At 71.1% G+C, this 21,537-nt stretch carries 19 protein-coding genes; 9 read left to right on the top strand and 10 right to left on the bottom strand.

Annotation, left to right across the window (positions count from 1 at the left end; genetic code table 11):
- Window positions 1-205: 205 nt before the first annotated feature.
- From ACOKM3_RS00190 to ACOKM3_RS00170, 5 genes are all read left to right on the top strand, one after another.
- Window positions 206-1,456: an ROK family transcriptional regulator gene (locus tag ACOKM3_RS00190; protein ID WP_426895613.1), complete on the top strand. Its 1,251-nt coding sequence runs from the start codon at window positions 206-208 to the stop codon at window positions 1,454-1,456.
- Between the two features lie 19 nt (window positions 1,457-1,475).
- Window positions 1,476-2,288 carry an ABC transporter permease gene (locus tag ACOKM3_RS00185; RefSeq protein WP_426895611.1) on the top strand — a complete coding sequence of 271 codons (813 nt, stop codon included), beginning with the start codon at window positions 1,476-1,478 and terminating at the stop codon, window positions 2,286-2,288.
- Between the two features lie 26 nt (window positions 2,289-2,314).
- Complete coding sequence (locus tag ACOKM3_RS00180) at window positions 2,315-3,124, top strand: ABC transporter ATP-binding protein (protein WP_426906651.1); 810 nt, start codon at window positions 2,315-2,317, stop codon at window positions 3,122-3,124.
- A 64-nt stretch (window positions 3,125-3,188) separates the two neighbouring features.
- Complete coding sequence (locus ACOKM3_RS00175) at window positions 3,189-4,178, top strand: aliphatic sulfonate ABC transporter substrate-binding protein (protein WP_426895609.1); 990 nt, start codon at window positions 3,189-3,191, stop codon at window positions 4,176-4,178.
- A 14-nt stretch (window positions 4,179-4,192) separates the two neighbouring features.
- Window positions 4,193-4,996 carry an MOSC domain-containing protein gene (locus ACOKM3_RS00170; protein WP_426895607.1) on the top strand — a complete coding sequence of 268 codons (804 nt, stop codon included), beginning with the start codon at window positions 4,193-4,195 and terminating at the stop codon, window positions 4,994-4,996.
- 55 nt (window positions 4,997-5,051) lie between these two features.
- On the opposite strand, the gene ACOKM3_RS00165 is transcribed toward ACOKM3_RS00170, so the two are convergent.
- A complete protein-coding gene (locus tag ACOKM3_RS00165; RefSeq protein WP_426895605.1) occupies window positions 5,052-6,029 on the bottom strand; it encodes a LacI family DNA-binding transcriptional regulator in 978 nt (325 codons plus the stop codon).
- A 251-nt stretch (window positions 6,030-6,280) separates the two neighbouring features.
- Between ACOKM3_RS00165 and ACOKM3_RS00160 the strand changes: the two genes are divergently transcribed.
- The 3 genes from ACOKM3_RS00160 to ACOKM3_RS00150 all read left to right on the top strand — a co-directional run bounded on the left by ACOKM3_RS00160 (window position 6,281) and on the right by ACOKM3_RS00150 (window position 9,924).
- Window positions 6,281-7,642: an NCS2 family permease gene (locus ACOKM3_RS00160; protein WP_426895603.1), complete on the top strand. Its 1,362-nt coding sequence runs from the start codon at window positions 6,281-6,283 to the stop codon at window positions 7,640-7,642.
- Between the two features lie 47 nt (window positions 7,643-7,689).
- A complete protein-coding gene (locus ACOKM3_RS00155; protein ID WP_426895601.1) occupies window positions 7,690-9,408 on the top strand; it encodes an adenine deaminase C-terminal domain-containing protein in 1,719 nt (572 codons plus the stop codon).
- 171 nt (window positions 9,409-9,579) lie between these two features.
- Window positions 9,580-9,924 (top strand): WhiB family transcriptional regulator, encoded by a 345-nt coding sequence (locus tag ACOKM3_RS00150; RefSeq protein ID WP_426906650.1) that lies wholly within the window; start codon window positions 9,580-9,582, stop codon window positions 9,922-9,924.
- A gap of 54 nt (window positions 9,925-9,978) precedes the next feature.
- On the opposite strand, the gene ACOKM3_RS00145 is transcribed toward ACOKM3_RS00150, so the two are convergent.
- The 5 genes from ACOKM3_RS00145 to ACOKM3_RS00125 form a co-directional block, all read right to left on the bottom strand.
- Window positions 9,979-11,325 (bottom strand): DUF3100 domain-containing protein, encoded by a 1,347-nt coding sequence (locus ACOKM3_RS00145; RefSeq protein WP_426895599.1) that lies wholly within the window; start codon window positions 11,323-11,325, stop codon window positions 9,979-9,981.
- Between the two features lie 4 nt (window positions 11,326-11,329).
- Window positions 11,330-12,547 carry a M20 family metallopeptidase gene (locus ACOKM3_RS00140; protein ID WP_426895597.1) on the bottom strand — a complete coding sequence of 406 codons (1,218 nt, stop codon included), beginning with the start codon at window positions 12,545-12,547 and terminating at the stop codon, window positions 11,330-11,332.
- Between the two features lie 10 nt (window positions 12,548-12,557).
- The gene (locus ACOKM3_RS00135; protein WP_426895595.1) at window positions 12,558-14,114 is read right to left on the bottom strand and encodes an aldehyde dehydrogenase family protein; all 1,557 of its coding nucleotides are present in this window, start codon (window positions 14,112-14,114) and stop codon (window positions 12,558-12,560) included.
- 13 nt (window positions 14,115-14,127) lie between these two features.
- On the bottom strand, window positions 14,128-14,997 hold the full coding sequence (locus ACOKM3_RS00130) for an NAD(P)-dependent oxidoreductase (RefSeq protein WP_426895593.1): 870 nt from the start codon (window positions 14,995-14,997) through the stop codon (window positions 14,128-14,130).
- A gap of 77 nt (window positions 14,998-15,074) precedes the next feature.
- Window positions 15,075-15,947 (bottom strand): MurR/RpiR family transcriptional regulator, encoded by an 873-nt coding sequence (locus ACOKM3_RS00125; RefSeq protein ID WP_426895591.1) that lies wholly within the window; start codon window positions 15,945-15,947, stop codon window positions 15,075-15,077.
- 157 nt (window positions 15,948-16,104) lie between these two features.
- Between ACOKM3_RS00125 and ACOKM3_RS00120 the strand changes: the two genes are divergently transcribed.
- Window positions 16,105-17,151, top strand: a complete 1,047-nt coding sequence (locus ACOKM3_RS00120; protein ID WP_426895589.1) for an enoyl-CoA hydratase/isomerase family protein — start codon at window positions 16,105-16,107, stop codon at window positions 17,149-17,151.
- A 19-nt stretch (window positions 17,152-17,170) separates the two neighbouring features.
- Here the strand turns inward: ACOKM3_RS00120 and ACOKM3_RS00115 are convergent, their stop codons facing one another.
- The 4 genes from ACOKM3_RS00115 to ACOKM3_RS00100 form a co-directional block, all read right to left on the bottom strand.
- Entirely contained in the window at window positions 17,171-17,647 is a 477-nt protein-coding gene (locus tag ACOKM3_RS00115; RefSeq protein WP_426895587.1) for a nucleoside deaminase, read from the bottom strand.
- A 90-nt stretch (window positions 17,648-17,737) separates the two neighbouring features.
- On the bottom strand, window positions 17,738-18,523 hold the full coding sequence (locus tag ACOKM3_RS00110; RefSeq protein WP_426895585.1) for an SAM-dependent methyltransferase: 786 nt from the start codon (window positions 18,521-18,523) through the stop codon (window positions 17,738-17,740).
- Between the two features lie 165 nt (window positions 18,524-18,688).
- A complete protein-coding gene (locus ACOKM3_RS00105) occupies window positions 18,689-20,245 on the bottom strand; it encodes a purine-cytosine permease family protein (RefSeq protein WP_426895583.1) in 1,557 nt (518 codons plus the stop codon).
- Between the two features lie 30 nt (window positions 20,246-20,275).
- Window positions 20,276-21,484, bottom strand: a complete 1,209-nt coding sequence (locus ACOKM3_RS00100) for an ROK family transcriptional regulator (protein ID WP_426895581.1) — start codon at window positions 21,482-21,484, stop codon at window positions 20,276-20,278.
- Window positions 21,485-21,537: the final 53 nt, after the last annotated feature.

The raw sequence follows: 21,537 nt of genomic DNA, 5'->3' as shown, positions 1-21,537 counted from the left end.
GAGTGCCGGGTCGGCGGCGACGAGGGTGCTGGTCAGCGGCGAATGTTGCAGTCGTGTGGCGTTCCCCGAATGCGCCCCGGCCCGGTCGTCCGTGGCGTCCTGCTGCGTCGTCGCAGGTCAAGTCCTTTGCGCAGGAGTGGTGTTGCGGAAGAAGGCGCCGCGAGTATTTCGTTCCGACTCATTGACGAAAATCGTCGACCCTCACATGCTGTGCGGCATGCACGAACACGACGGCCCGCTGACGCGGCTCCGGCGCGGCCACGAACAGTCCGTCCTCGAGCTGCTGCGCAAGCAGGGCCCGCTGAGCCGCGCCGAGTTGAGCATCCGCAGCGGACTCTCCCGCACCACGCTCCACGACATCGTCGCCGCCCTGGTGGGCAGTGGCGCCGTGGTCGCGAGCACTCCGCAGGTGGAGACGCGCAAGCGCGGCCGCCCGGTGGAGAAGCTCAGCCTCAACCCGGCCGCGGGCGAGGCGGTCGGCATCGACTTCGCGCGCCGCGCCGTGCACGTCGCGGCCGTCAACTTCGCCCACGAGGTGGTCGGTTCGGCGAGCGAGTCGCACGCCCCGGACCTCTCCTGGCCCGAACGCGTCGAGCACGCGGAACGGCTCCTCGACGCCCTGGCCACCGGCCCGCCCGATGCCGATGAGGGCGAGGACGGTGGCCAGGGCCGGTCCTCCGGCGTGCACCTCGACGCACTCACCGCCATCGGGGTCGGTGTCGTCGGGCCGATCGCCGACCCCGGCAGCGAACACGCCCACGCCCAGGGCATCGACGGCCTGCCCGACCTGCTGCGCAAGCGGTTCGGTGTGCCGGTCCTGCTGGACAACAACACCCGGCTCGCCGCCCTCGCCGAAGCCGTCTGGGGCGCGGCGGCCGACAGCAGCGACGTGCTCTACCTGCGCCTGTCGCACGGTGTCGGTGGCGGCCTGGTCGTGGGCGGCGCGCTGCACCGCGGCCGCTACGGCCTGTCCGGCGAGTTCGGACACATCACCGTGGACCCGGTGGGCGGCCGCACCTGCGAGTGCGGCGGCACCGGCTGCCTGGAGACCCGCGCCTCGCTCGACGCCGTACTGAGCCGCTACCGCGAATCCGGCGGCCCGGCCGAGGACCTCGCCGGGTTCCTCGAAGCGGTCGCCGCCGCCGAACCGACGGCCCTGGCGGTCCTCGAGCACGTCGGCAGCGATGTCGGCGGCGTCCTGGCCGCCGTCTGCCACGTCGTCGGCGCGGGCGTCATCGTCGTCGGCGGCGAACTCGCCGAAGCGGGCCCCGCACTCCTCGACCCGGTCGAACGCGCCCTGCGCCGACACCTGATGCCGATGGCCCAGCACCACGTGGACCTGCGCCGCGCGACGCTCGGCGAGGCCGGCAGCGCGCTCGGCGGCATCGCCCTCGTCCTCCACGAATCCCCCCTGCTCACCCAGTACCCGCAGCCCGTCTCCGAGGAGCACGCGTGAAGCCATCAGCGAGGAACCCATGGCTGTGATCACCCCCGCTCAGACGACCACCGCCGAGACCCGGCGGCAGCAACCGCGCCGCGGCCGCGGCCGACCCCTGATCCTGAACGTCGTGGCCGTGGCGGCAGGAATCGCCGTATGGGCCGTCGTGGCCGCCCTGGGCTGGGTCGAGAACCTGCCCACACCGGCGGCCGTGGCCGAGAAGGCCGGCACGATGATCTCCGACGGCACCCTGGCCGACGACACCCTCGCGAGCCTGCGCCGGGTGCTGTCCGGCTACGCCCTCGGTGTACTCGCGGCGGTGCCGGTCGGCTTCCTGATGGGCTGGTACCCGACGGTGCGCGCCCTGGTCGAGCCGTACATCCAGTTCTTCCGCACCATCCCGCCGCTCGCGCTGATCCCGCTGGCCGTGGTGCTCCTCGGCATCGGCGAGGTGCCGAAGATCGCCGTGATCTTCCTGGCCTCTTTCATGGCCTGCGTCGTCTCCTCCTTCCAAGGGGTCGTCGATGTCGACAAGACACTGATCAACGCGGCCCGGGTGCTCGGCGCCTCGGACCGGACCATCTTCGCCAAGGTGGTCGTCCCCGCCTCCACCCCGTTCATCCTCGTCGGCATGCGCATCGGTCTCGGCGCGTCCTGGGCGACCGTGGTCGCCGCCGAACTCATCGGCGCGCAGGAGGGGTTGGGCTACCGGATGCAGAAGGCGTCCACCTGGTTCGAAATGGACACGATCTTCGTGTCCCTGATCACTATCGGTGTGCTCGGGCTCGTCATGGACCGGCTACTGCTGCTGGCCGAACGGCGGCTCACCGGCTGGCAGGAGCGTCGATGAACGACAAGGCAGTGCAGGACGGGACGATGGACGACAAGGCACCACACGACGGCACCAGGGACAGCAAGATCAGCTTCCGGGACGTGGTGAAGACCTTCCCGCTCAAGGGAGCCACCTTCACCGCACTGAACGGCATCAGCCTCGACATCGCCGACCAGGAGTTCGTCACGGTCGTCGGCCCCTCGGGATGCGGCAAGTCCACCCTGATGAGCATGGCCGCAGGACTCCAGGAACCCGACTCCGGCGCCGTCCTGGTCGACGGCACACCTGTGTCCGGACCGGGACCCGACCGGGGCGTGATCTTCCAGCAGTACGCACTCTTCCCATGGCTGACGGTCCGCCAGAACGTGGAGTTCGGGCTGAAGTTGGCCTCCGTGCCCACCGCGGAGCGCCGCCGTCGGGCCGCGGCTGCCATCGCCCTCGTAGGACTCGACGAGTTCGCAGACGCCCTGCCCAAGACGCTGTCCGGCGGAATGAAGCAGCGCTGCGCCATCGCCCGCGCCTACGCGGTCGACCCCCAAGTCCTGCTGATGGACGAGCCGTTCGGCGCGCTCGACGCTCTGACCCGGGTGCAGTTGCAGGATCAGCTCCTCGCTACCTGGAGCCAGGAGAAGCGCACCGTCCTGTTCATCACCCACGACGTGGACGAGGCGGTCTACCTCGCCAGCCGCGTCGTCGTGATGGCCGCGAAGCCGGGACGTATCCACCGCGTCGTCGAGGTCGACCTGCCCTACCCGCGTACCGAACGGATCCGGCTGTCACCCGAGTTCCGGCGCATCCGCAACGAGGTGTGGACCTCGGTCTACCACCAGGACGCACCGGCCGACGCGGCCTGACACACCATCACCCACGCTCTCCCGCCCCGTAGATCACGTGCACCACCCCGAGAGGACTTCCAGCATGCCCAGAAGCAGGTTCAGGCGCACCACGCTCACGGCGCTGCCCGCCGCCCTGATGCTCTCGCTCTCCGTCACCGCCTGCTCGGGCAGCGGCTCGGGGGACGACAACACGGTCCGCTTCGGCCACATCGCCGACTACAACGGCGCCAGCCTGCTCGCGATCGCCGAGAAGCAGGGCCTGTGGAAGAAGGCGGACCTCACCGCGAAGGTGAAGGCGTTCAACAACGGTCCGGTGCAGATCCAGGCGCTCAGCGCCGACAGCCTCGACTACGGGTACATCGGCCCCGGCGCCATGTGGCTGCCCGCGTCCGGCAAGTCCAAGGTCATCGCCATCGACACCCTCACCTACGCGGACCGTGTCATCGGCCAGCCCGGCATGAAGTCCATGAAGGACCTCAAGGGCAAGCGGGTCGGCGTGCCCGAAGGCACCTCCGGGGACATGATCCTCAACATCGCGCTGGCGAAGGCCGGGATGACCACGAAGGACATCACCAAGGTCAACATGGACCCGTCCACCATCGTCTCCGCCTTCTCCTCCGGAAAGATCGACGGCGCCGGCTTCTTCTACCCCGCCATCGACACCATCAAGAAGAAGGTCCCGGGCCTGCACGAGATAGCGAGCACCAAGGACACCAAGGACTCCTTCCCCACGGCGTTCGTCGCCGGCAACAAGGTGCCGGAGGCCAAGAACAAGAAGGTCATCAAGGTGCTCCAGCAGGCCAACGACTGGCGCCAGGAACACCCCGAGGAGACCGTCGCCCTCACCGCCAAGATGCTCCAGGTCACCGAGGCCCAGGCCAAGGCCGACGCCTCCCACGTGGAAACCCTCTCCACGAAGGACCTGGTCACCAAGACCAAGAGCGGCGAGGTGGACACCTGGCTGAAGAAGCTCGGCGACTTCTTCGTCCGTAACAAGCAACTGGACGACAACACCGACCCGGGGAAGTATTACGTGGCCGATCTGTACTCGGAGGCGTACGCCAAGCAGTAGGGGAGCACGGACCCATGACACCCGTTCCAGCACTCCAGGTCACCTCGCTGACGACCACCGCCATCAAGGGACTTGGGGTCGTGCGGCGCGACGAGGTCGAGCTGACGAGAACGGGGGTCGCGGGCGACCGGGCCTTCCTCATGGTGGACGCGGAGGGCAACCTGCTGTCCATGACCCGCACGGGAGCCTGGGCCGAATACACCGCCCACTACGCGGCGGAGTCCGGCCTCCTGACCGTGAACGGACCGGACGGCGCGGCGGTCACCGGCGAGGTGCGCCTCGGTGACGCCCTGGAGGTCGACTTCTTCCGGCATCACACGGTGACCGGGCGCGTGGTCGAGGGACCGTGGGCCGAGCTCTTCTCGGACCGCGTGGGACAACCGGTGCGGCTGGTGCGCCCCGACGCCGACAACGGCGGAGTGGACCTGCGGCCCGTCACCCTCCTCGGCGACGCATCGGTGGACGAACTGGCCCGCAGGTCCGGGCTCGACGCGGTCGACAAGCGGCGCTTCCGTATGACGCTCGGCTTCTCCGGCGGCGAACCCCACGCCGAGGACACCTGGGAGGGGCGTACGGTGCGCGTCGGCGGAGCGGTGCTGCGCGTCGAGGGCCCGGTGAAGCGGTGCGGCGCCGTGAACCGCGACCCGGTCGACGGCTCCGGGGGAGTGCGGGCACTGTCCCTGATCAAGGGCTACCGGGGGCTCGGCCAGAGCACCTTGGGTCGCGGCGTCCTGTTCGGTGTGTACGCGGACGTGGTGACACCGGGCCGGATCGCGGTCGGCGACACACTGGAGTTGGAGCCGGCCCGGCGGCGCTGAGCCACTGAGCGGGCTCGCGGACACCACCTCTTCGGGGCGCCCGCAGCGGCCCCCGTCAGGACACCCGCGGCGCCGCCGTCGACGCGCGGAGCACCGGCGCCGCGGGCACCCGGGACGTCACCGTGCGCCGCTGCCCGCCGATCAGTTCATGGAGACGGGTGACGGCGAGCGTGCCGACCTCCCGCAACGGCACGTCCAGCGCGGTCACCGGCGGAGTCGTCGCCCCGAGCGTGCTCAGGTCGTCGGCCGCCGCCAGGCTGATGTCCTCGGGAACGCGCCGCCCGGTCGTGCCGAGCCCGTGCAGCAGGCCCAGCGCGAGATAGCTGTTGTACGCGAGAACGGCCGTGGCGGCGCCGGGCAACGCGCGCGAGGCCTCGATGCCCGCGTCGAACGTGGGCGGCAGCGGGCCCAGCACATGGACGCGGGCGCCCGCCTCGGAAGCCTGCGCGGTGAGCGCCGCGCGCCGCTGCTCGTCCGCCCAGGAGCCCGCGGGCCCGGACACGTACGCGATCTCGCGGTGGCCGAGGTCCAGCAGATGGCCGAGGAGTTCGGCCAGGCCCGCCGCGGTGTCGGCGACGACGGCGGGCAGCCGCCCGACCTGACGGTCGACGAGCACCAGCGGCCGGCGCTTGAACCGCTCGCGCAGCGCCGCGTCCGTGCCCACCGGAGTCACCATGATCAGCCCGTCGGCCTGCTCGGACAGCCGGTCGGCGAGCGCGGCCTCGCGCTCCGCGTCGTACTCGGACACGGCGATGAGCAGATGGCTCTCGGTGTCCTCCGCCGCCTGCTGCGCGCCGATGACCAGGGGAGCGAAGAAGGGGTTGGAGAGCGTCGGCACGATCAGGCCGACCAGTCCCGTGCGGCCCGTGGTCAGGGCGCGGGCCGCGGCGTTGGGCTGGAAACCGAGCCGGTCGGCGGCCTCCCGCACCCGAAGGCGTGTCCCCTCCGCGACCATGTCGGGGCGCTGCAACGCCCGCGAGGCGGTGGCCTTCGACACCCCCGCCGCGTGCGCCACGTCCATGAGCGTCGCCACTGCTGCCCCCTGCTCGCCGTCCTGATCGGTAGCCCCGACCGAGGTGTCCGGCCCGGTGTCACGAGGTTCTCTCCGGGCCGCTGTTCACTTTCCCTTTATGCCGTGTCATGATACCTGCAACCGGTCTCTGCAACCGGTTGCAGAGGCCGGTTGCAGAGACCGTACCCAGCCGGGTGCCCGCACGCCCTGCGCACTCCTCGCGCCGACGTCGCCGCAGCCCCCTGCCCACCCTTCATCCCGCCGAGGTCCCCATGTCCACCACCGCTCCGCCGTCCGGCGAGCAGGCCGACGCCGCCCCCGAGTCCGCGTCGCTCGTCGAGCGCCTATTCCGCGTCCGTGGCCGCGGCAGCACCCCGCGCACGGAACTCGTCGCCGGCGCCTCGATGTTCATGGCCGCCGCCTACGCCGTCGTCGTGGTCCCCGGCCAACTGGCGGGCGCGGGCGTGCCGCACGGCGCCGCGACCACCGCCGTCATCATCGCCATCGCGCTGGCGACCCTGGCCATGGGCCTCATCGCCAACCTGCCGTTCGTCGTCGCGCCCGGCCTCGGCGGCGTGGCGCTGATCGCCTTCACCATCGTCGGCCAGGACCACGTCCCGTGGGACACGGCGCTCGGCATGGTGTTCTGGTCCGGCGTCGCCTTCCTGGTGCTGACCCTGCTCGGCATCCGTGACCTCGTCACGCGCCTGATGCCGATGAACCTCAAGTACGCCATCAGCGGCGGGCTCGGCCTCTACATCGCCCTCATCGGCTTCCGCGACGCCGACCTCGTCGTCGGCAACGCCGACAAGGCCGCCCTCGCCGTCGGCGACCTGTCGAAGCCCGCCGGGCTGCTCGCGCTTGCCGGCCTGCTGCTGCTCACCGCGCTCGCCGCGCGCAAGGTGCCCGGCGCGTTCCTCATCACCATCGCGGCCGTCACGATCGTCGGCATCCCCCTCGGGGTCACGGACGTCCCCGACAGCCTCTTCGCCGCCCCCGACTCGCCCGGGCCGCTGCTCTTCCACATCGACATTTTCGGGGCGCTCAAGCCGGAGTACTTCCCGTACATCTTCGCCTTCTTCGTGTCCGAGTTCTTCTCCATGACCGGCACCCTCCTCGCCGTCTCGGGGCGCGCCGGGCTGCTCGACAAGGACGGCAACATCCCCGGCTCCCGCCGCCCCTTCCTCGTCGACTCGGTGTCGGTGATGGGCGGTTCGGCCGTCGGTGCCCCGTCGATGACGGCCTACCTGGAGTCGTCGGCCGCGGCCGACGCGGGAGGCAAGACCGGCCTCGCCTCCGTGTGGGCGGCGTGCGGCTTCGGACTGCTGCTGCTCGTCACGCCGTTCGCGACGCTGATCCCCTCGGCGGCCACCGCGCCCGTGCTGATCTACATCGGCCTGAACATGCTCGGCGCCCTCAAGAACGTCGACTTCAAGGATCCGACCAACGCGATCCCGGCGGCCCTCACCGTCGCGACCACGCTGTTCTTCGGCAACTTCGGCACCGGTATCGCGGTCGGGCTCGCGGCCCACGTCCTGGTCAAGACCGTCAGCGGCCGGGTCCGTGAGGTGCCCTGGCCACTGTGGATCGTCATGGTCCCGCTGGGCTACTACTTCTACACACTCGTCCCGTGACGGCGCCCCGCCCCTGTGACGACCCCTTTCTGAAGGAGCACGACCCCATGAGTGAGCAGCACGACCTCCGGATCAGCGGCGGGCGCGTGGTGTCCACCTTCACCGGCGAGGAGTTCGCCGCGGACGTCCTCGTACGAGGCGAGACGATCAGCGCGGTGCTGCCGCCGGGCACCCCGGCCGACGCCCGCGAGGAGATCGACGCGACCGGCATGCTCGTCGTCCCCGGCTTCGTCGACGCGCACATGCACATCGAGAGCGCGTTCCTGACGCCGCAGGAGTTCGCCGCGGTGACGCTCGCGCGCGGCACGACGACCGTGCTCGCCGACCCGCACGAGATCGTCAACGTCGCCGGGCGCGACGCCATGCGCTGGATGATCGACGCCGGCCGGGAGACCGCCCAGACCCAGCTGTGGGGCGTCCCGTCGTGCGTGCCCGCCCTGGAGGGCCTGGAACACGCCGGCGCCGCGCTGTCCGCCGACGACATCGCGGAGATGCTGCGCTGGCCCGGAGTGATCGCGCTCGGCGAGGTCATGGACTACCGGGCCGTGGTCGCGGGCGACCGCCGCATGCACGAGATCACCGCCGCCGCCCGCGCCCAGGACGTGATCCTCGACGGCCACTGCCCGAACCTGACCGGTGCCGAACTCAGCGCCTACCTGGCCACTGGCGTCGACTCCGACCACACCAAGAACCGCACCGAGGTGGTCCTGGAGAAGGCCCGCCTCGGCATGACGATGATGCTCCAGGAGAAGTGCCTCAACGAGGAGGTGGCCGAGGCACTCCTCGCGCTGCCGCAGCTCCCGCCCCTGTGCCTGGTGACCGACGACCTCGCCGCCGACCACATCGTCGACAAGGGACACCTCGACCACATCGCGCGGGTCGCCGTGGCCGCCGGATTCCCCGCGCACGTCGTCCTGAAGGCCCTGACGTGGACACCGGCGCAGCGCCTCCGCCTCCACGACCGCGGCGTCGTGTCGCCGGGCAAGCGCGCCGACCTGGTGCTGCTGCGTGGCGAACTCGCCTCGTTCGACCCGGCGTTGGTGCTGTCCGGTGGTCTGGTGGTGGGCCGGGACGGCGCGCCCGTGCGCTCTGAGGCCGGCGCCGGGGCCCCGGCCTTCGCGCCGCTCGACAGCCGCCTCGACGTCGAAGCGCAGGACGCGGACACGTTCCGCTGGACCGTCGACCTGCCCGACGGGGAGCACACCTTCCGCGCCATGCGGGTCAACGAGCGGGACACCTACACCGAGGCGGCGGAGATCCGACTCCCGGTCCACGGTGGCGAAGTGCAGTGGGAGGGTCGCACCACCCTCGTCCGCGTGCGCAACCGCTACGGACGCGAGGGCGCGGTCTTCGCACCCCTCCTCGGCCGCGAACTGACCGCCGGCGCCGTCGCCTCCACGTACGCCCACGACAGTCACAACCTCCTGACCATCGGCACCTCCCGCGCCGCGATGGCCGCCGCCGCGGCGACCGTCGTCGCGGACGGAGGAGGCGTCGCCGTGGTCGGCGGACCCGGGGGCGAGTCGATCGCGGCACGGATGCCGCTGCCCGTGGGCGGTGTGCTGTCCGCCCGCCCGGCCGGGGACGTCGCCGACCAGGCGGCCGCGGTGCGCGCGGCGCTGGAGAACTGGGGCTGGCGCCACCTCAACCCGTTCATGAGCGTGTCGACCCTGACCCTCGCCGTCTCACCCGCCCTCAAGATCACCGACCGCTCCCTGGTCGACGTCGTGCGCCGCGAGCCCGTGGGGGCGACGACGGAAGCCTGAGCCGCACGGTCGCGTCCGGCCACGATCCCGTCCTGTGTGCGTCACCACACCCCCTCGAACTGCTCGTAACGGCACGTCATTTGTCCGTTTCGGATCGTCAATTGACCGTGTGTTCAGAGGGGGTGGGGTGCGCGAGCTGCACGTATGGCCTAAAGTGACGACGCGACTACGCTGAGAGGCGATACGGAGAAGGGGGCGGGAGAAGTGCGCGACGATCAGATTTCCAGGTGGGATCAGGCCGCATGCCGCACGACGGACCCCGACGAGTTGTTCGTCGAAGGGGCCGCGCAGAGCAGCGCCAAGCGCATCTGCGGCGGATGCGTGATCAAGACCGAATGCCTGGCCCACGCGCTGGATCAGCGTATCCAGCACGGGGTCTGGGGCGGGATGACCGAGCGCGAGCGCCGCGCCCTGCTGCGCCGGCGACCGACCGTCACCTCGTGGCGACGACTGCTCGAGGCCGCCCGCGCCGAGCACGAGCGGCCTGTCCGAGCGGAGCACGCGGGGGTGTCCTGAGGGGTGTCCTCAGGACCTGATCCGAACGACGGCCCCTGATCCGTCGGAAGGACCCTAGCCCCACGCCCCGAGCGTGAACTCGGCGATGACGACCGAGAGCAGGAACGACGCGGTGATGGCCACGAGCCCGACCGGGACGATCTTCCAGCCGATGCGGCGCAGCAGCGGCAGATCCTTGCCGAGGGAGAGCCCCGCCAGCGTCAGCATGATCGTCGCGATGGACAGGAAGTCCACCGACGACACAAGGCGGTTGAGCGTGTCCGACGCGAAGAACCACGGGCTGGACACGTACGCGCCGACGGTGGTGATCCATACGATCGCCGAGATCTTCCGGCTGACCTTGGCCAGGATGAGGCCGACCAGTACCAGCGCCAGCAGCACGGCGTAACCGCCGATGATGTCGGGGCTGATGTGCCCCGCCGCGACGGAGGCGGTGCCGATGCCGAGCACCGTCAGGACACCGAGCGACAGCCAGAGCGGCAGCTTGATCTCGCCCGCCGCCGAGGCCACCTGCTCGCGGAAGGCCCGGTTCTCCGCCGCGCTCCGCTCATCCTCGTGCGGTTCGGCCGGTTCGGCCTCTGCGGCCTCCGTACGCCCACGGCGTGTCAGGAAACGGTAGAAGCGGTCGGCCAGCGGCAGCGCCAGATAGATGCCGACGTACACACCGAGGATCGTCGTGATCAGGTTGGAGACCGCGGCCATGCCCAGGATGGCCTGCTCGTCGCCGGGATAGGCGGCCACGATACTGGCGGAGGACGCGGCCATCATCGACCCGGAGCCGACACCCGCGCCCATCGCCAGGGCCAGCGGGTCGAAGATGTTCCAGTTCGACACCAGCGAGGTCAGGAGCGTGATGAACACCGCTCCGAACATCGTGCCGAACACGTACATGGCGAGCACACCGCGGTACTGATCCGAGTCGGGACCGTACTTCTCCGAGACCATCGCGAACGACGGCTCGCGGTCCAGCGAGAACGTGGCGCCCACCGTCGCCTTGCCCATGCGCAGCAGCACGGCGAGCGGCAGCGCGATCGCGACCGTACCGAGCAGATGCCCGATCTCCTGGAGCAGCAGTGCGGGACCGGCGTCGGCGAGCGTCGGCAGGCTGGGGCCGATGTTGAACGCCAGCCGGGCGACCAGGATCATCACCGCGACGCCGACGAGCGCGGCCGCCACCTTCTGCAGATCGATGCCCAGGGGCCGGAACTTCTGGATCGACACCAGCAGACCCAGCAGCAGGCCCCACACCATGGGGAAGATGATGATGGAGCCGATGCCCAGGTCGATGTCGAGTTCACCGATGAACTGCACGACCAGCGCGATCACCAGGGCGAGCCCCGCGATGGGCAGCGTCTGACGGGTCCGCGTGCCGCGGTCGTTCGGCTTGACGAGGGTGGACATGCCGTCACCCGGCCCTTCTGATGTCACGGTGGTAGGCGGCGCCCTCGAACCGGGCACGCTGCTCGGGATCGCCCGCCGCGTCGACGACGGTCCAGGCGAGCGCGCGGGCCGCCTCGAGCATCAGCTCGTACGCCGCGTCGGTGTCGGCGACCGCGGTGAACCCGTGGGAGTGGATGGGGACTTCGGCCCCGGGGATGCTCAGCCAGGGGTGCAGACTCGGGATGACCTGGCTGACATTGCCCATGTCGGTCGACCCGCCGCCGAGCCGGCCACCGGACGTGGTGTCACGCCCGAACGACTCCATCGCGGCCGTCCAGTACCCGGCCAACGCGTCGTCCTGGACGAGCGGTTCGTACAGCGGCTCCGTCGCCTCGATCACCACCTCGGTGCCGCTCGCCAGGGCGGCCCCCTCGAAGCAGCGCCGCACGCGGGCGAGGAGCGCCTCGTACTCGGGCAGGGTGAACGCCCGGCACTCGAATTCGACGACCGCCCGCTCGGGGATGATGTTGGTGGCCACACCGGCCTCGGACACGAACAGCGCCACGCGATGGTCACCGGGGATCTGCTGGCGCAGCAGCCCGATGGCGACCTGCGCGATGGTGGCACCATCGGCGGCGTTCACACCCTGGTGGGGCGCGGCCGCCGCGTGCGCGGCACGGCCGGAGAACACGGCACGGTAGCGGCCGACCGCCTGCGCGGTGGTCCCCGCCGGGTTGTACGAGACACCGTCCTGCACCGGGTGCACCATCAGGGCCAGACCGACTCCGTCGAACGCGCCCGCCTCCAGGAGCAGCGACTTGCCACCACCGTGCTCCTCGGCCGGTGTGCCGATGGCCTTGAGCGTGATGCCCAACTCGTCGGCGTACGGGGCCAGGGCAAGCGCCGCGGCCACCGACGCACCGGCGATGAGATTGTGCCCGCAGGCGTGGCCGACCTCGGGCAGCGCGTCGTACTCGACACACAGCGCCACCGTCAGGTCGCCGCTGCCCGCGGTCGCCGTGAACGCGGTGGGCAGTCCGCCCGTGCCGTGCTCGACGGTGAGCCCGCCCTCGGCGAGCAGCGCGGTGATCGCCGCCGCGGACTCGGTCTCCTCGAATGAGAGCTCGGGACGGGCGTGCAGGGAACGGGCCAGGGACAGCACCTGTCCCTCCCATGTGGTGACACCGGCGGAGGTGTCCTTCTTGAGTCGGTCGCCCTCGGCGACGGTGTGTGTCCGGCTCATGGAGGTCTCCTCAGTAGCTCAGCGACGGGAACGGGGAACCGGCGGCACGCGTGGGCGTCCACACGGCCTTGGTCTGGGTGTACTCGTCCAGCACGCCGGGGCCGGAGGACCGGCCGTGCCCGGAGTCACCGAAGCCGCCGAAGGGCACGGCCACGTGGATCGTCTTGTACGAGTTGATCCAGAAGGTACCTGCCTTCACGGAGCGGGCCACATGGTGGGCCCGCGCGACGTCCTGGGTCCACACCGCGCCCGCGAGCCCGAAGGTGGTGGCGTTGGCGCGCTCGATGGCCTCGGCCTCGGTGAAGAAGGAGTCGACGCCGACGACCGGGCCGAACACCTCGGTGGTCTCCAGCACATTGGCGGGGCTGACCCCGTCCAGAACGGTGGGCAGCACCCAACGCCCGTCCGCGAGCGGGGAGTTGGTTACCTGGGTGGGCAGGCTCGCCGCCGTGGCGCGGCGGGCGCCGCCCGCGATGCCCGCCTCGACGAGCGAGGTGACCGTGGCGAACTGCGACTCCGTGATGATCGGGCCGACCTCGGTCCCCGGGTCCAGCGGATCGCCGACCCGCAGCCGGGCCGCCCGCTCCGCGACACGCGCCACGAACTCGGCGTGCACCGACCGCTCCACCAGCAGCCGCGAACCGGCCACACACGACTGCCCGGCCCCGGAGAAGATCGCGGACACGGCGCCGTCCGCCGCCCGGTCCAGATCCGCGTCGGCGAACACGATGTTGGCGCTCTTGCCGCCGAGCTCGAGGACGGTCGGGATGCCCGCGGCCGCCGCCGCGACGGCCACCCGCCGCCCCGTGCCCACCGAGCCGATGAAGGACACCTTCCCGACCCGCGCGTCGCTGGTGAGGGTGGCGCCGACCGTGGAGCCCAGACCCGTGGCGACGTTGAACACACCGTCCGGCAGCCCGGCCTCGTGTGCCAGCTGCGCCAGGCGCACGGTGGAGGCGGGCGTGAACTCGCTGGGCTTGACGACGACCGCGTTGCCCGCGGCGAGCGGCGCCGCCGAGTTCCAGCCCCCGGTGAACAGCGGCGCGTTCCACGGCGTGATCGCCACGACGACACCCCACGGGACCCGCTCGGTGTACGTGTGCCAGTTGCCGGGGACCGGGATGGTGTGTCCGAGCAGCTTGTCCGCCCAGCCCGCGTAGTAGCCGAACATCTCGGCGACCTTGGCCGCCTCGCCGCGGGTGTCACGGATGGGCTTGCCGGTGGTGGCGGACTCCAGCGCCGCGAGTTCCTCGACGTGCTCGGCGACGGTGCGGGAGACCTCGCGCAGGATCGCCGCACGCTCGAAGGGGTCGGTGGCGGCCCACACCTCGGCGCCGCGCACCGCGCTCGCGAGGACAGCGTCGGCGCCCTCCGTACCGGAGTCGGCGTAGTCGGCCACCCACTCCGAGGTGGCGGCGGACGTGAGGCGGACGGCTTCGCCGCGGCCGGGAACGACCAGGCCGTCGACGAACGAGCCGAGTCCCTGCGGGAAGTGGGCGTCCAGCGCCGCGCGGGCGGTGGCGGCACCGGAGGTCGCGGAGCCGATCGAGAAGGTCGTGGTGTTCATGGTGCGTCGGTCCTTAACGCGTGAGGGTCGGTGCGACGGTGCGGGCTATCTCGGAGAAGTCGGCGGCCGGGCCCAGTTCGGCCAGGGCCTCCTGCCACCGCTCGCTCGCGGCGGCCAGCAACTGAGGTGTCTCACCGCGCTGCTTCGCGGTCTCGACGGCCAGGGCGGCGTCCCGCGCCATCAGTCCGAGCGAGAACCCGGAGTCGTACGTCCCGCTGAGTACCCAGTCCGGATACATGGCGGCGGACGCCTTGCTGGCACCGGACGCGCCACTGATCCCGGCGGCGGAGGCGGCCGGGTCGACGCCGTAGGACTTCGCGATGGCCAGCGCCTCGCCGACCGCCACCAGGTTGACCGCGGCCAGCATGTTGTTGAGCAGCTTGACCACGTTGCCCGAGCCGGGTCCGCCGAGGTGCTGGAACCGGCCGCCGGTGAGGGCATCGAGGACGGGCCGCGCCGCGTCGAGGGCGTCCGGCTCGGCGCCCACGAACGCGGTCAGCCGACCGGCGACGGCGCCGGTGCGGCCACCGGAGACGGGCGCGTCGACGAACGACACACCCCGCTCCGCCGCGAGCGCCGCACAAGCGGCCGAGGTGTCGGGCTGCGACGTCGTGGTGTCGACCACCGCCACCGTGCCCGGGCGGTCCAGCAGGGTGGGCAGGCTCGCCTCGACGACCTGGGCCGAGGGCAGCGACAGCACCACGTACGGGGTGCCGGCGAGCTGCTCGAGCGCCTCGACGGCGTCGACACCGGCCTCCTGGGCGGCGGCCCGCGCCGCGGGGGAGGGGTCGTACCCGCGCACCTGCCAGCCGGCCGCGACCAGGGCTGTGGCCATGGCACCGCCCATCGAACCGAGGCCGACGACGGCGATGTGCTTGCTCATCTGTGCTCCTTGCGCGAGGGAGGGGGCAAGAGGCGCGGCGCCCCCGTCGCCCGGGGTGTCAGTCGGGATATCGGGGGTCAGTCGAGATAGATGTCCAGGTCCCGCCACAGCTGCTGGGTGCGGCGGATCGCGGCGCGGCTGCGCTCGGGCCGCGCCTCCTGCATGCCGGCGAGCAGCCCGTAGACCACCGACGTGGCGGCGGTGACGGACTGGAAGAACGAGATGCCTTCGGACGGCACGATCAGCAGGTGGTCGGCGATGGCGGTGGCGAGCCGCCCGCGGCGCATGTCGGTGATCGCGACGACGGTGGCCCCGGCCTCGTGGGCGGACTCCGCGGCGGCGATGACCTGCTTCGTGGAACGCCACATGTTGACGACCAGGAGCACATCACCCGGCCCGACGTTGTTCACCGCCGAGGCCAGGTGCACACCGGCCCGGTTCTCCAGCGTGATCGGGTAGCCCATGGTGGAGCCGAGGTGTGCCATCACGGTGGCGGGCCCCGAGAAGGAACCGACGCCGATGACGAGGATCGACCGGGCCCCGGCCAGCGCGGCGATGGCGGCCTCCGCCTCCGTCGCGGAATTGCTCTCGAGGGTCTGGCGCAGGTTCTCGAGGTCGTGGGTCAGCGCGTCGTGCAACGGGCTGCGGTGCTCGCCGTGCTCCGTGAGCGTGTCCTCGGTGGAGATCTGCACCAGGTACCGTGCGCGCAGCTCCCTCTGCAGGTCGGGCCAGCCCTGGTAGCCCAGGGTCTGCGCGGCCCGCACCACCGTGGAGCTGTTCACGTCCGCCCGCTCGGCGATCTGCGCGATCTCGGCGTACGAGGCGAGCTGCGGATTGCGCACGATGACGTCGACGACGCGGGTCTGGGCCTTGGACAGCGGCACGTCGGGCAGGGCGTCGCCCAGCCAGTCGGCCTGGCCGGGGTTCTTGGGGGTGCGAGGTGAAGGCACGGGCGTTGCTTTCTGAGAGAGAGGCAATCTGCAAGTGCGATTGCATAAACGTACCTCGCAATTCCAATTGCGGGAACCCCCCTCTGTGGCCCGTCGGCCACGCCGCCGCAGGTGATAGAGATGGACCTGCCGTGATCTTCACCGGAAGGAACCACCGTTGAGCTCCGACGACGCCCCCGTTCTGCGGGCCGTGGAGGGACGCGCCGCGTACCTCACCCTGAACCGGCCCCGGGCCCTGAACTCGCTCACCCACGCCATGCTGCGATCCCTCGCGGAGGCCCTCGATACCTGGGCGGACGACCCCGCCGTCGGGACCGTCGTGCTCCAGGGGGCGGGGAAGCGGGGCCTGTGCGCGGGGGCCGACATCCGGCTCTTCCACGACGACGCGCGCAGCGGTGACCACCGGGCGTCGGCGGCCTTCCTGAGCGACGAGTACCGGCTCAACTCCCGTATCGCGCACTACCCGAAGCCCTACGTCGCCGTCATGGACGGCATCGTCATGGGCGGCGGCGTCGGCCTGTCCGCGCACGGCGGCATCCGTGTCGTCACCGAACGCTCGAAGGTCGCGATGCCCGAGGTCGGCATCGGCCTGGTCCCCGACGTCGGCGGCACGTACCTGTTCACGCGCGCGCCCGGACACCTCGGCACCCACCTCGCGCTCACGGGCATGGCGGTCGGCGCGGCCGACGCGCTGCTGTGCGGCCTCGCCGACCACTACGTACCGTCCGAGGTGCTGCCCCAGCTGTTGCGTGAGCTGGCCGGGGCGGAGCCGGGCGAGGTCGTCGGGCGCCACACGGAGCAGGCTCCGCCCGGAGTCCTCGCCGAGCAGCGGTCCTGGATCGACGACTGCTACGCCGCGGACACGGTCGAGGAGATCGTCGAGCGGCTCTTCGCCACCGGCGACGTCGCCGCCAAGGAGGCGGCGGACCTGATCCTCTCCCGGTCACCCATGGCTGTGAAGGCGACCCTCGAATCCCTGCGCCGCGCGGCCCGACTCGACTCGCTGGAGCAGGTCCTCGACCAGGAGTACCGAGTGAGCTGCGCGGCCCTGGACACCCACGACCTGCCCGAGGGCATCCGCGCCCAGATCATCGACAAGGACCGCGACCCCCGCTGGTCCCCGGCGACCCTGGCCGGGGTCGGACCCGCCGACGTGGAGCGCTACTTCGCGCCGCTGGGGGAGCGCGAACTGGGCCTCGCCTGAGGCCTCCCGGGGGCGGGCCTCAGGCGCCCTGCGCCAGCCGCCGGTGCAGCTCCTTCACGGCCGGCACCAGCTCGTCCACCGGCCCCTCGACCTTCACCGACGGGGCGACCTCCTGCACGGGCAGGGCGTTCACCGGGCCCTGGGGACGCCCCCACTCGGCCAGCCACGCGGACAGCTGCGCCGAGGACGCCACGTACACGATCCGGTCGAGCCCGACCCAGGCGTGCGCCGCCGAGCACATGGGGCAGTGCTCACCGGAGGTGTACACGGTCGCGGTGGCACGCTCCTCGGGGGTGAGGTGTTCGGCCGCCCAGCGGGCGAGCTCGAACTCGGGGTGCCGCGTCGAGTCACCACCGGCGATCCGATTGCGGTCCTCGGCCCTGACCTTGCCCGCACCGTCCACAAGCACGGAGCCGAAGGGCTCGTCACCGGCGTCCAACGCCTCGGCGGCCAGTTCCACGCACCGGCGCAGATGGTCCAGTTCACGCTCTTCCACGGCGGCCTCTTTCGCTACGGGGTCGGGCCTCTGTCGAAGCCATCCTGTCAGCGCGCCACGTGATTCACGGACTGTCAGCCGCCGCGTGGTTTACGGAACGCGGGCGACGCCGACATAGAACCCGCTCAGCTCCTCTGCGGGCGCGGGCCCCGACTTGTACCACCTGGTCGCCGTGACCAGTCCGGGTTCCACCAGCTCCAGGCCCTCGAAGAACGGCTCGACCTCGGCCCGCGTGCGCATCCGCAGCGGGATCTCGCCCTTGCGGTACGTGTCGGTCACGGACTTCACCAGGTGCGGGTGCTCGTCGGTCGTGCCGTGCGACAGCACCAGGTAACTGCCTGTCGGCAGCGCGTCGACGAGTGTCCTGGTCAGGCCGTACGGGTCCTCGTCGTCGCCGATGAAGTGCATCAGCGCGATCATCGACAGGGCGACGGGACGGGAGAAGTCCAGGAATGTGCGCGCGTGGTCGAGGATGACATCGGGCCGGCGGACATCCGCTTGGATGTAGTCGGTGGCCCCTTCCGGAGCGCTCACCAACAGGGCCTCCGCGTGCCGCAGCACGATCGGGTCGTTGTCCGCGTACGCGACCCGGGCGGTCGGCACGATGCCCTGCACGATCTGGTGGAGATTGGGCTCGGTCGGGATGCCCGTGCCGATGTCGAGGAACTGGTCGATGCCGTTGCCGGCGAGCCATGCGGCGGCCCGGTGCATGAACGCGCGGTTGCGCAGGGCGTTGTGGCGGGCCTCCGGCGGCAGCTTCTCCGCGACCGCCTGGTCGACCGGGTAGTGGTCCTTGCCGCCCAGCAGCCAGTCGTAGACACGGGCCGGGTGGGGTCTGCTCGTGTCGATGCGGTTCTCGAAGGGCTGTGCCGTCATGGCTGACTCCAGCGTGTGCTCGATCGCCGAGGCCCCTCGGATTCGTCGCGGGCCTCGGAGCGGGTCCGGAAGGCTCCCGCGATCATGCCATGGGGAGACCTTCACCGGGTGTCGTCACTTCAATTCGGTTGTGCGGAGCGGAGCTTGGGCCTGTCGGCCCGGCCTTCAGACGGTGCCGGTAGGTGCCGTGGCCGGTTCGTCCCCCGTGATCGGCGGCACCTCCGCGTCCGAAGCGCGCACCAGACGCGGCCCGTCCGGCCCGTACACCGCGCGCGGTTCGGGGAAGAGGAACAGCAGGGCGAGATAGACGACGGCGGCCAGAGCGAGGCCGACCGGGAGCGAGATGTCCGTGCCGCCCGCGAGCGTGCCGAGCGGGCCGACGAACTGGCCCGGCAGATTCGTGAACAGCAGCGCCAGGCATGCCGACACCAGCCACGCCGCGAGGCCACGCCAGTTCCAGCCGTGCGTGAACCAGTAACGCCCGCCCCGCTGACGCCGGTTGAAGACCTGGAGCGCCTCCGCGTCGTACCAGCCGCGCCGGGTCACGTAGCCGAGAGCCATGACGACCATCCACGGCGCGGTGCACGTGATGATGAGCGTGGCGAACGTGGAGATCGACTGGGCGAGGTTCAGGGCGAACCGGCCGACGAAGATGAACGCGATCGACAGCGAACCGATGAAGACGGTCGCCTGCACCCGGCTGAAGCGGGGGAACACGGAGGAGAAGTCGAGGCCCGTGCCGTACAGCGCGGTCGTGCCCGTCGCCATGCCACCGATCAGCGCGATGAGACACAGGGGGAGGAAGTACCAACCGGGGGAGATGGCCAGGAGTCCGCCCACGTAGTTCGGGGCCGCCGGATCCAGGTACTTCTCCGCCTTCGCGGCGATCACCGAGGCGGAGGCGAGGCCGAACAGGAACGGCAGCAGGGTCGCGATCTGCGAGAGGAACGCCGCGCCCATGACCCGCCCGCGCGGCGTGGCGGCCGGGATGTAGCGCGACCAGTCACCGAGGAACGCGCCGAACGACACCGGGTTGGACAGCACGATCAGCGCCGAGCCGATGAACGACGGCCAGAACATCGGCGTCGACGTGGAGGCGAACGAACCCGTGTAGCCGGGGTCGAAGTCCCCCGCGAACGCGAACACACCGAGCACGAACAGCGCCGAAGCGGCCAGTACCGCGATCTTGTTCACGAACAGCATGAACCGGAACCCGTACACGCACACCGTCAGGACCAGCCCCGCGAACACCGCGTACGCGACACCGTAGGAGAGGTCCGACTCGGGCAGCCCGGCCAGCCGGTGCGCCGCTCCGATCAGCGCGTCGCCCGACGACCACACGGAGATCGAGAAGAACGCGATCGCCGTGAGCAGCGACAGGAAAGAGCCGACGACACGGCCGTGCACACCCAGATGCGCAGACGAGGACACCGCGTTGTTCGTGCCGTTGGCCGGCCCGAACACGGACATCGGCGCCAGCAGCAGCGCGCCCGCCACCAGACCGAGGACCGTCGCGGCGAGCCCCTGCCAGAAGGACAGGCCGAACAGGATCGGGAACGCGCCGAGCACACACGTGGCGAAGGTGTTGGCGCCGCCGAAGGCGAGACGGAACAGGTCGAGGGGGCGGGCCGTGCGGTCCCCGTTGGGAATCCGCTCGACACCGTGGGTCTCAACTTCCGTGACACCGGGGGATGTTGTGGCGCCGGGGGCCGCGTCGGCCATGCGTAACCGCCTTTTGGATCTTGCCGGACTTCAACGGGGTGACGGTACCCGTGTCCCGGCGGCGGCACGGGAGGCGGGTCCCGTATCGGCGGTCCCGAGGACCAGCACCTGAATGGCCAGCACGGCCCCGCCGCGCGCCCAGTCGTGGAAGTCGGAGACCTTGGTCTCCAGATTGACCGGGTCGGCCCGCGGATGGCGGTTCGCGCGGATCGCCTCCTCGATCGCGGGGGCCGCCACGTCGACGAGTCCGACGCCCTCCCCGGCGAGCAGGATCTTCTGCGGCATCGCGAAGTTCGCGATCTGCGCGACGAGCGTGCCGAGCGCGCGGGCCGCCTCGCCGACCACCCGGGCCGGGAGCGGTTCACCCTCGACGGCCCGCGCGAGGATCTCCTCGTACGTGGCGTCCTCGCCCGTGGCGGCCCGTACCTGGGCGCGGATGCTGGGGATCGTCAGGAGGGAGACGGCGCTGCCGCGCCGGCCGTCGGCGGAGAGCGGGCCGGACGGATCGACGATCCAGAAGCGGCCCACTCCGAGCCCGTCCTCCGCGGTCTCCACCCGCCGGCCCCCGCTGACCAGGCCGTACCCGAGCCCCGCCCCGATCGTGAGCACCGCGAACCGGTCCAGTCCCCGGCCCGCCCCGAACCAGCTCTCGGCCTCGACGAGGGCGCTCACATCGTTCTCGACGACCGACGGCAGCCCGGTCCGCTCGCGCACGAGCCGCGCGAGCGGCACGTCCTGCCAGTCCAGGAACGCCGACTCGTCGACGACCGCACGGTCCTGCGCGCGGCCGCCGAGCCCGATCCCGATGCCGCACAGCGAAGGGAAGTCACGGGCGAACGCGTCGGTCAACTCGCCTATGGCTGCCACGACTTCATCCGGTTCGCGGCTCGCGAGCGGCGCGTCGCGGCAGGCGACGATGTCGCTTTTGAGCGTGGTGACGACGCCGTAGACCGTGTCCTCGGTGATCTTGAATCCGGCGAAGGTGCGGGACTCGGCGACGATGTCCAGGGGGCGGGAGGGTCGGCCCTGGCGGGACTCCGGGCGCGGCGGGCCCTCCGGTGCCTCGACCAGCAAGCCCGACTCGATCAGTGGCTTGGTCAGCCGAGTGAGGCTGCCCGCCGACAGATCGAGGCGCCGCGCGAGCTCACTGCGCGACAACGGCCCACGCGTGAGCACCTCCAACGCCACGGCGCGCTCGCCCGAACTGAGCGGCACCCAGGTGTCCGCCTTCGCGTTCATCGCCAACCCCTCTCCCCGTTCCTTCTGTTGCAAAAGGAATGACGTCACTCTAA

It is taken from the genome of Streptomyces nidicola (assembly GCF_050106155.1).
In the GTDB taxonomy this organism is placed as follows: domain Bacteria; phylum Actinomycetota; class Actinomycetes; order Streptomycetales; family Streptomycetaceae; genus Streptomyces.
This window is presented reverse-complemented; position numbering and strand designations above follow the sequence as displayed.

Bases quoted from the DNA above. Each gene is read 5' to 3' on its own strand.
- ACOKM3_RS00100 (WP_426895581.1), bottom strand. From the start codon at position 21,484: ATGAACGCGAAGGCGGACACCTGGGTGCCGCTCAGTTCGGGCGAGCGC.
- ACOKM3_RS00160 (WP_426895603.1), top strand. From the start codon at position 6,281: ATGTCCACCACCGCTCCGCCGTCCGGCGAGCAGGCCGACGCCGCCCCC.
- ACOKM3_RS00135 (WP_426895595.1), bottom strand. From the start codon at position 14,114: ATGAACACCACGACCTTCTCGATCGGCTCCGCGACCTCCGGTGCCGCC.
- ACOKM3_RS00110 (WP_426895585.1), bottom strand. From the start codon at position 18,523: ATGACGGCACAGCCCTTCGAGAACCGCATCGACACGAGCAGACCCCAC.
- ACOKM3_RS00140 (WP_426895597.1), bottom strand. From the start codon at position 12,547: ATGAGCCGGACACACACCGTCGCCGAGGGCGACCGACTCAAGAAGGAC.
- ACOKM3_RS00130 (WP_426895593.1), bottom strand. From the start codon at position 14,997: ATGAGCAAGCACATCGCCGTCGTCGGCCTCGGTTCGATGGGCGGTGCC.
- ACOKM3_RS00190 (WP_426895613.1), top strand. From the start codon at position 206: ATGCTGTGCGGCATGCACGAACACGACGGCCCGCTGACGCGGCTCCGG.
- ACOKM3_RS00105 (WP_426895583.1), bottom strand. From the start codon at position 20,245: ATGGCCGACGCGGCCCCCGGCGCCACAACATCCCCCGGTGTCACGGAA.
- ACOKM3_RS00180 (WP_426906651.1), top strand. From the start codon at position 2,315: ATGGACGACAAGGCACCACACGACGGCACCAGGGACAGCAAGATCAGC.
- ACOKM3_RS00185 (WP_426895611.1), top strand. From the start codon at position 1,476: ATGGCTGTGATCACCCCCGCTCAGACGACCACCGCCGAGACCCGGCGG.
- ACOKM3_RS00175 (WP_426895609.1), top strand. From the start codon at position 3,189: ATGCCCAGAAGCAGGTTCAGGCGCACCACGCTCACGGCGCTGCCCGCC.
- ACOKM3_RS00155 (WP_426895601.1), top strand. From the start codon at position 7,690: ATGAGTGAGCAGCACGACCTCCGGATCAGCGGCGGGCGCGTGGTGTCC.
- ACOKM3_RS00145 (WP_426895599.1), bottom strand. From the start codon at position 11,325: ATGTCCACCCTCGTCAAGCCGAACGACCGCGGCACGCGGACCCGTCAG.
- ACOKM3_RS00170 (WP_426895607.1), top strand. From the start codon at position 4,193: ATGACACCCGTTCCAGCACTCCAGGTCACCTCGCTGACGACCACCGCC.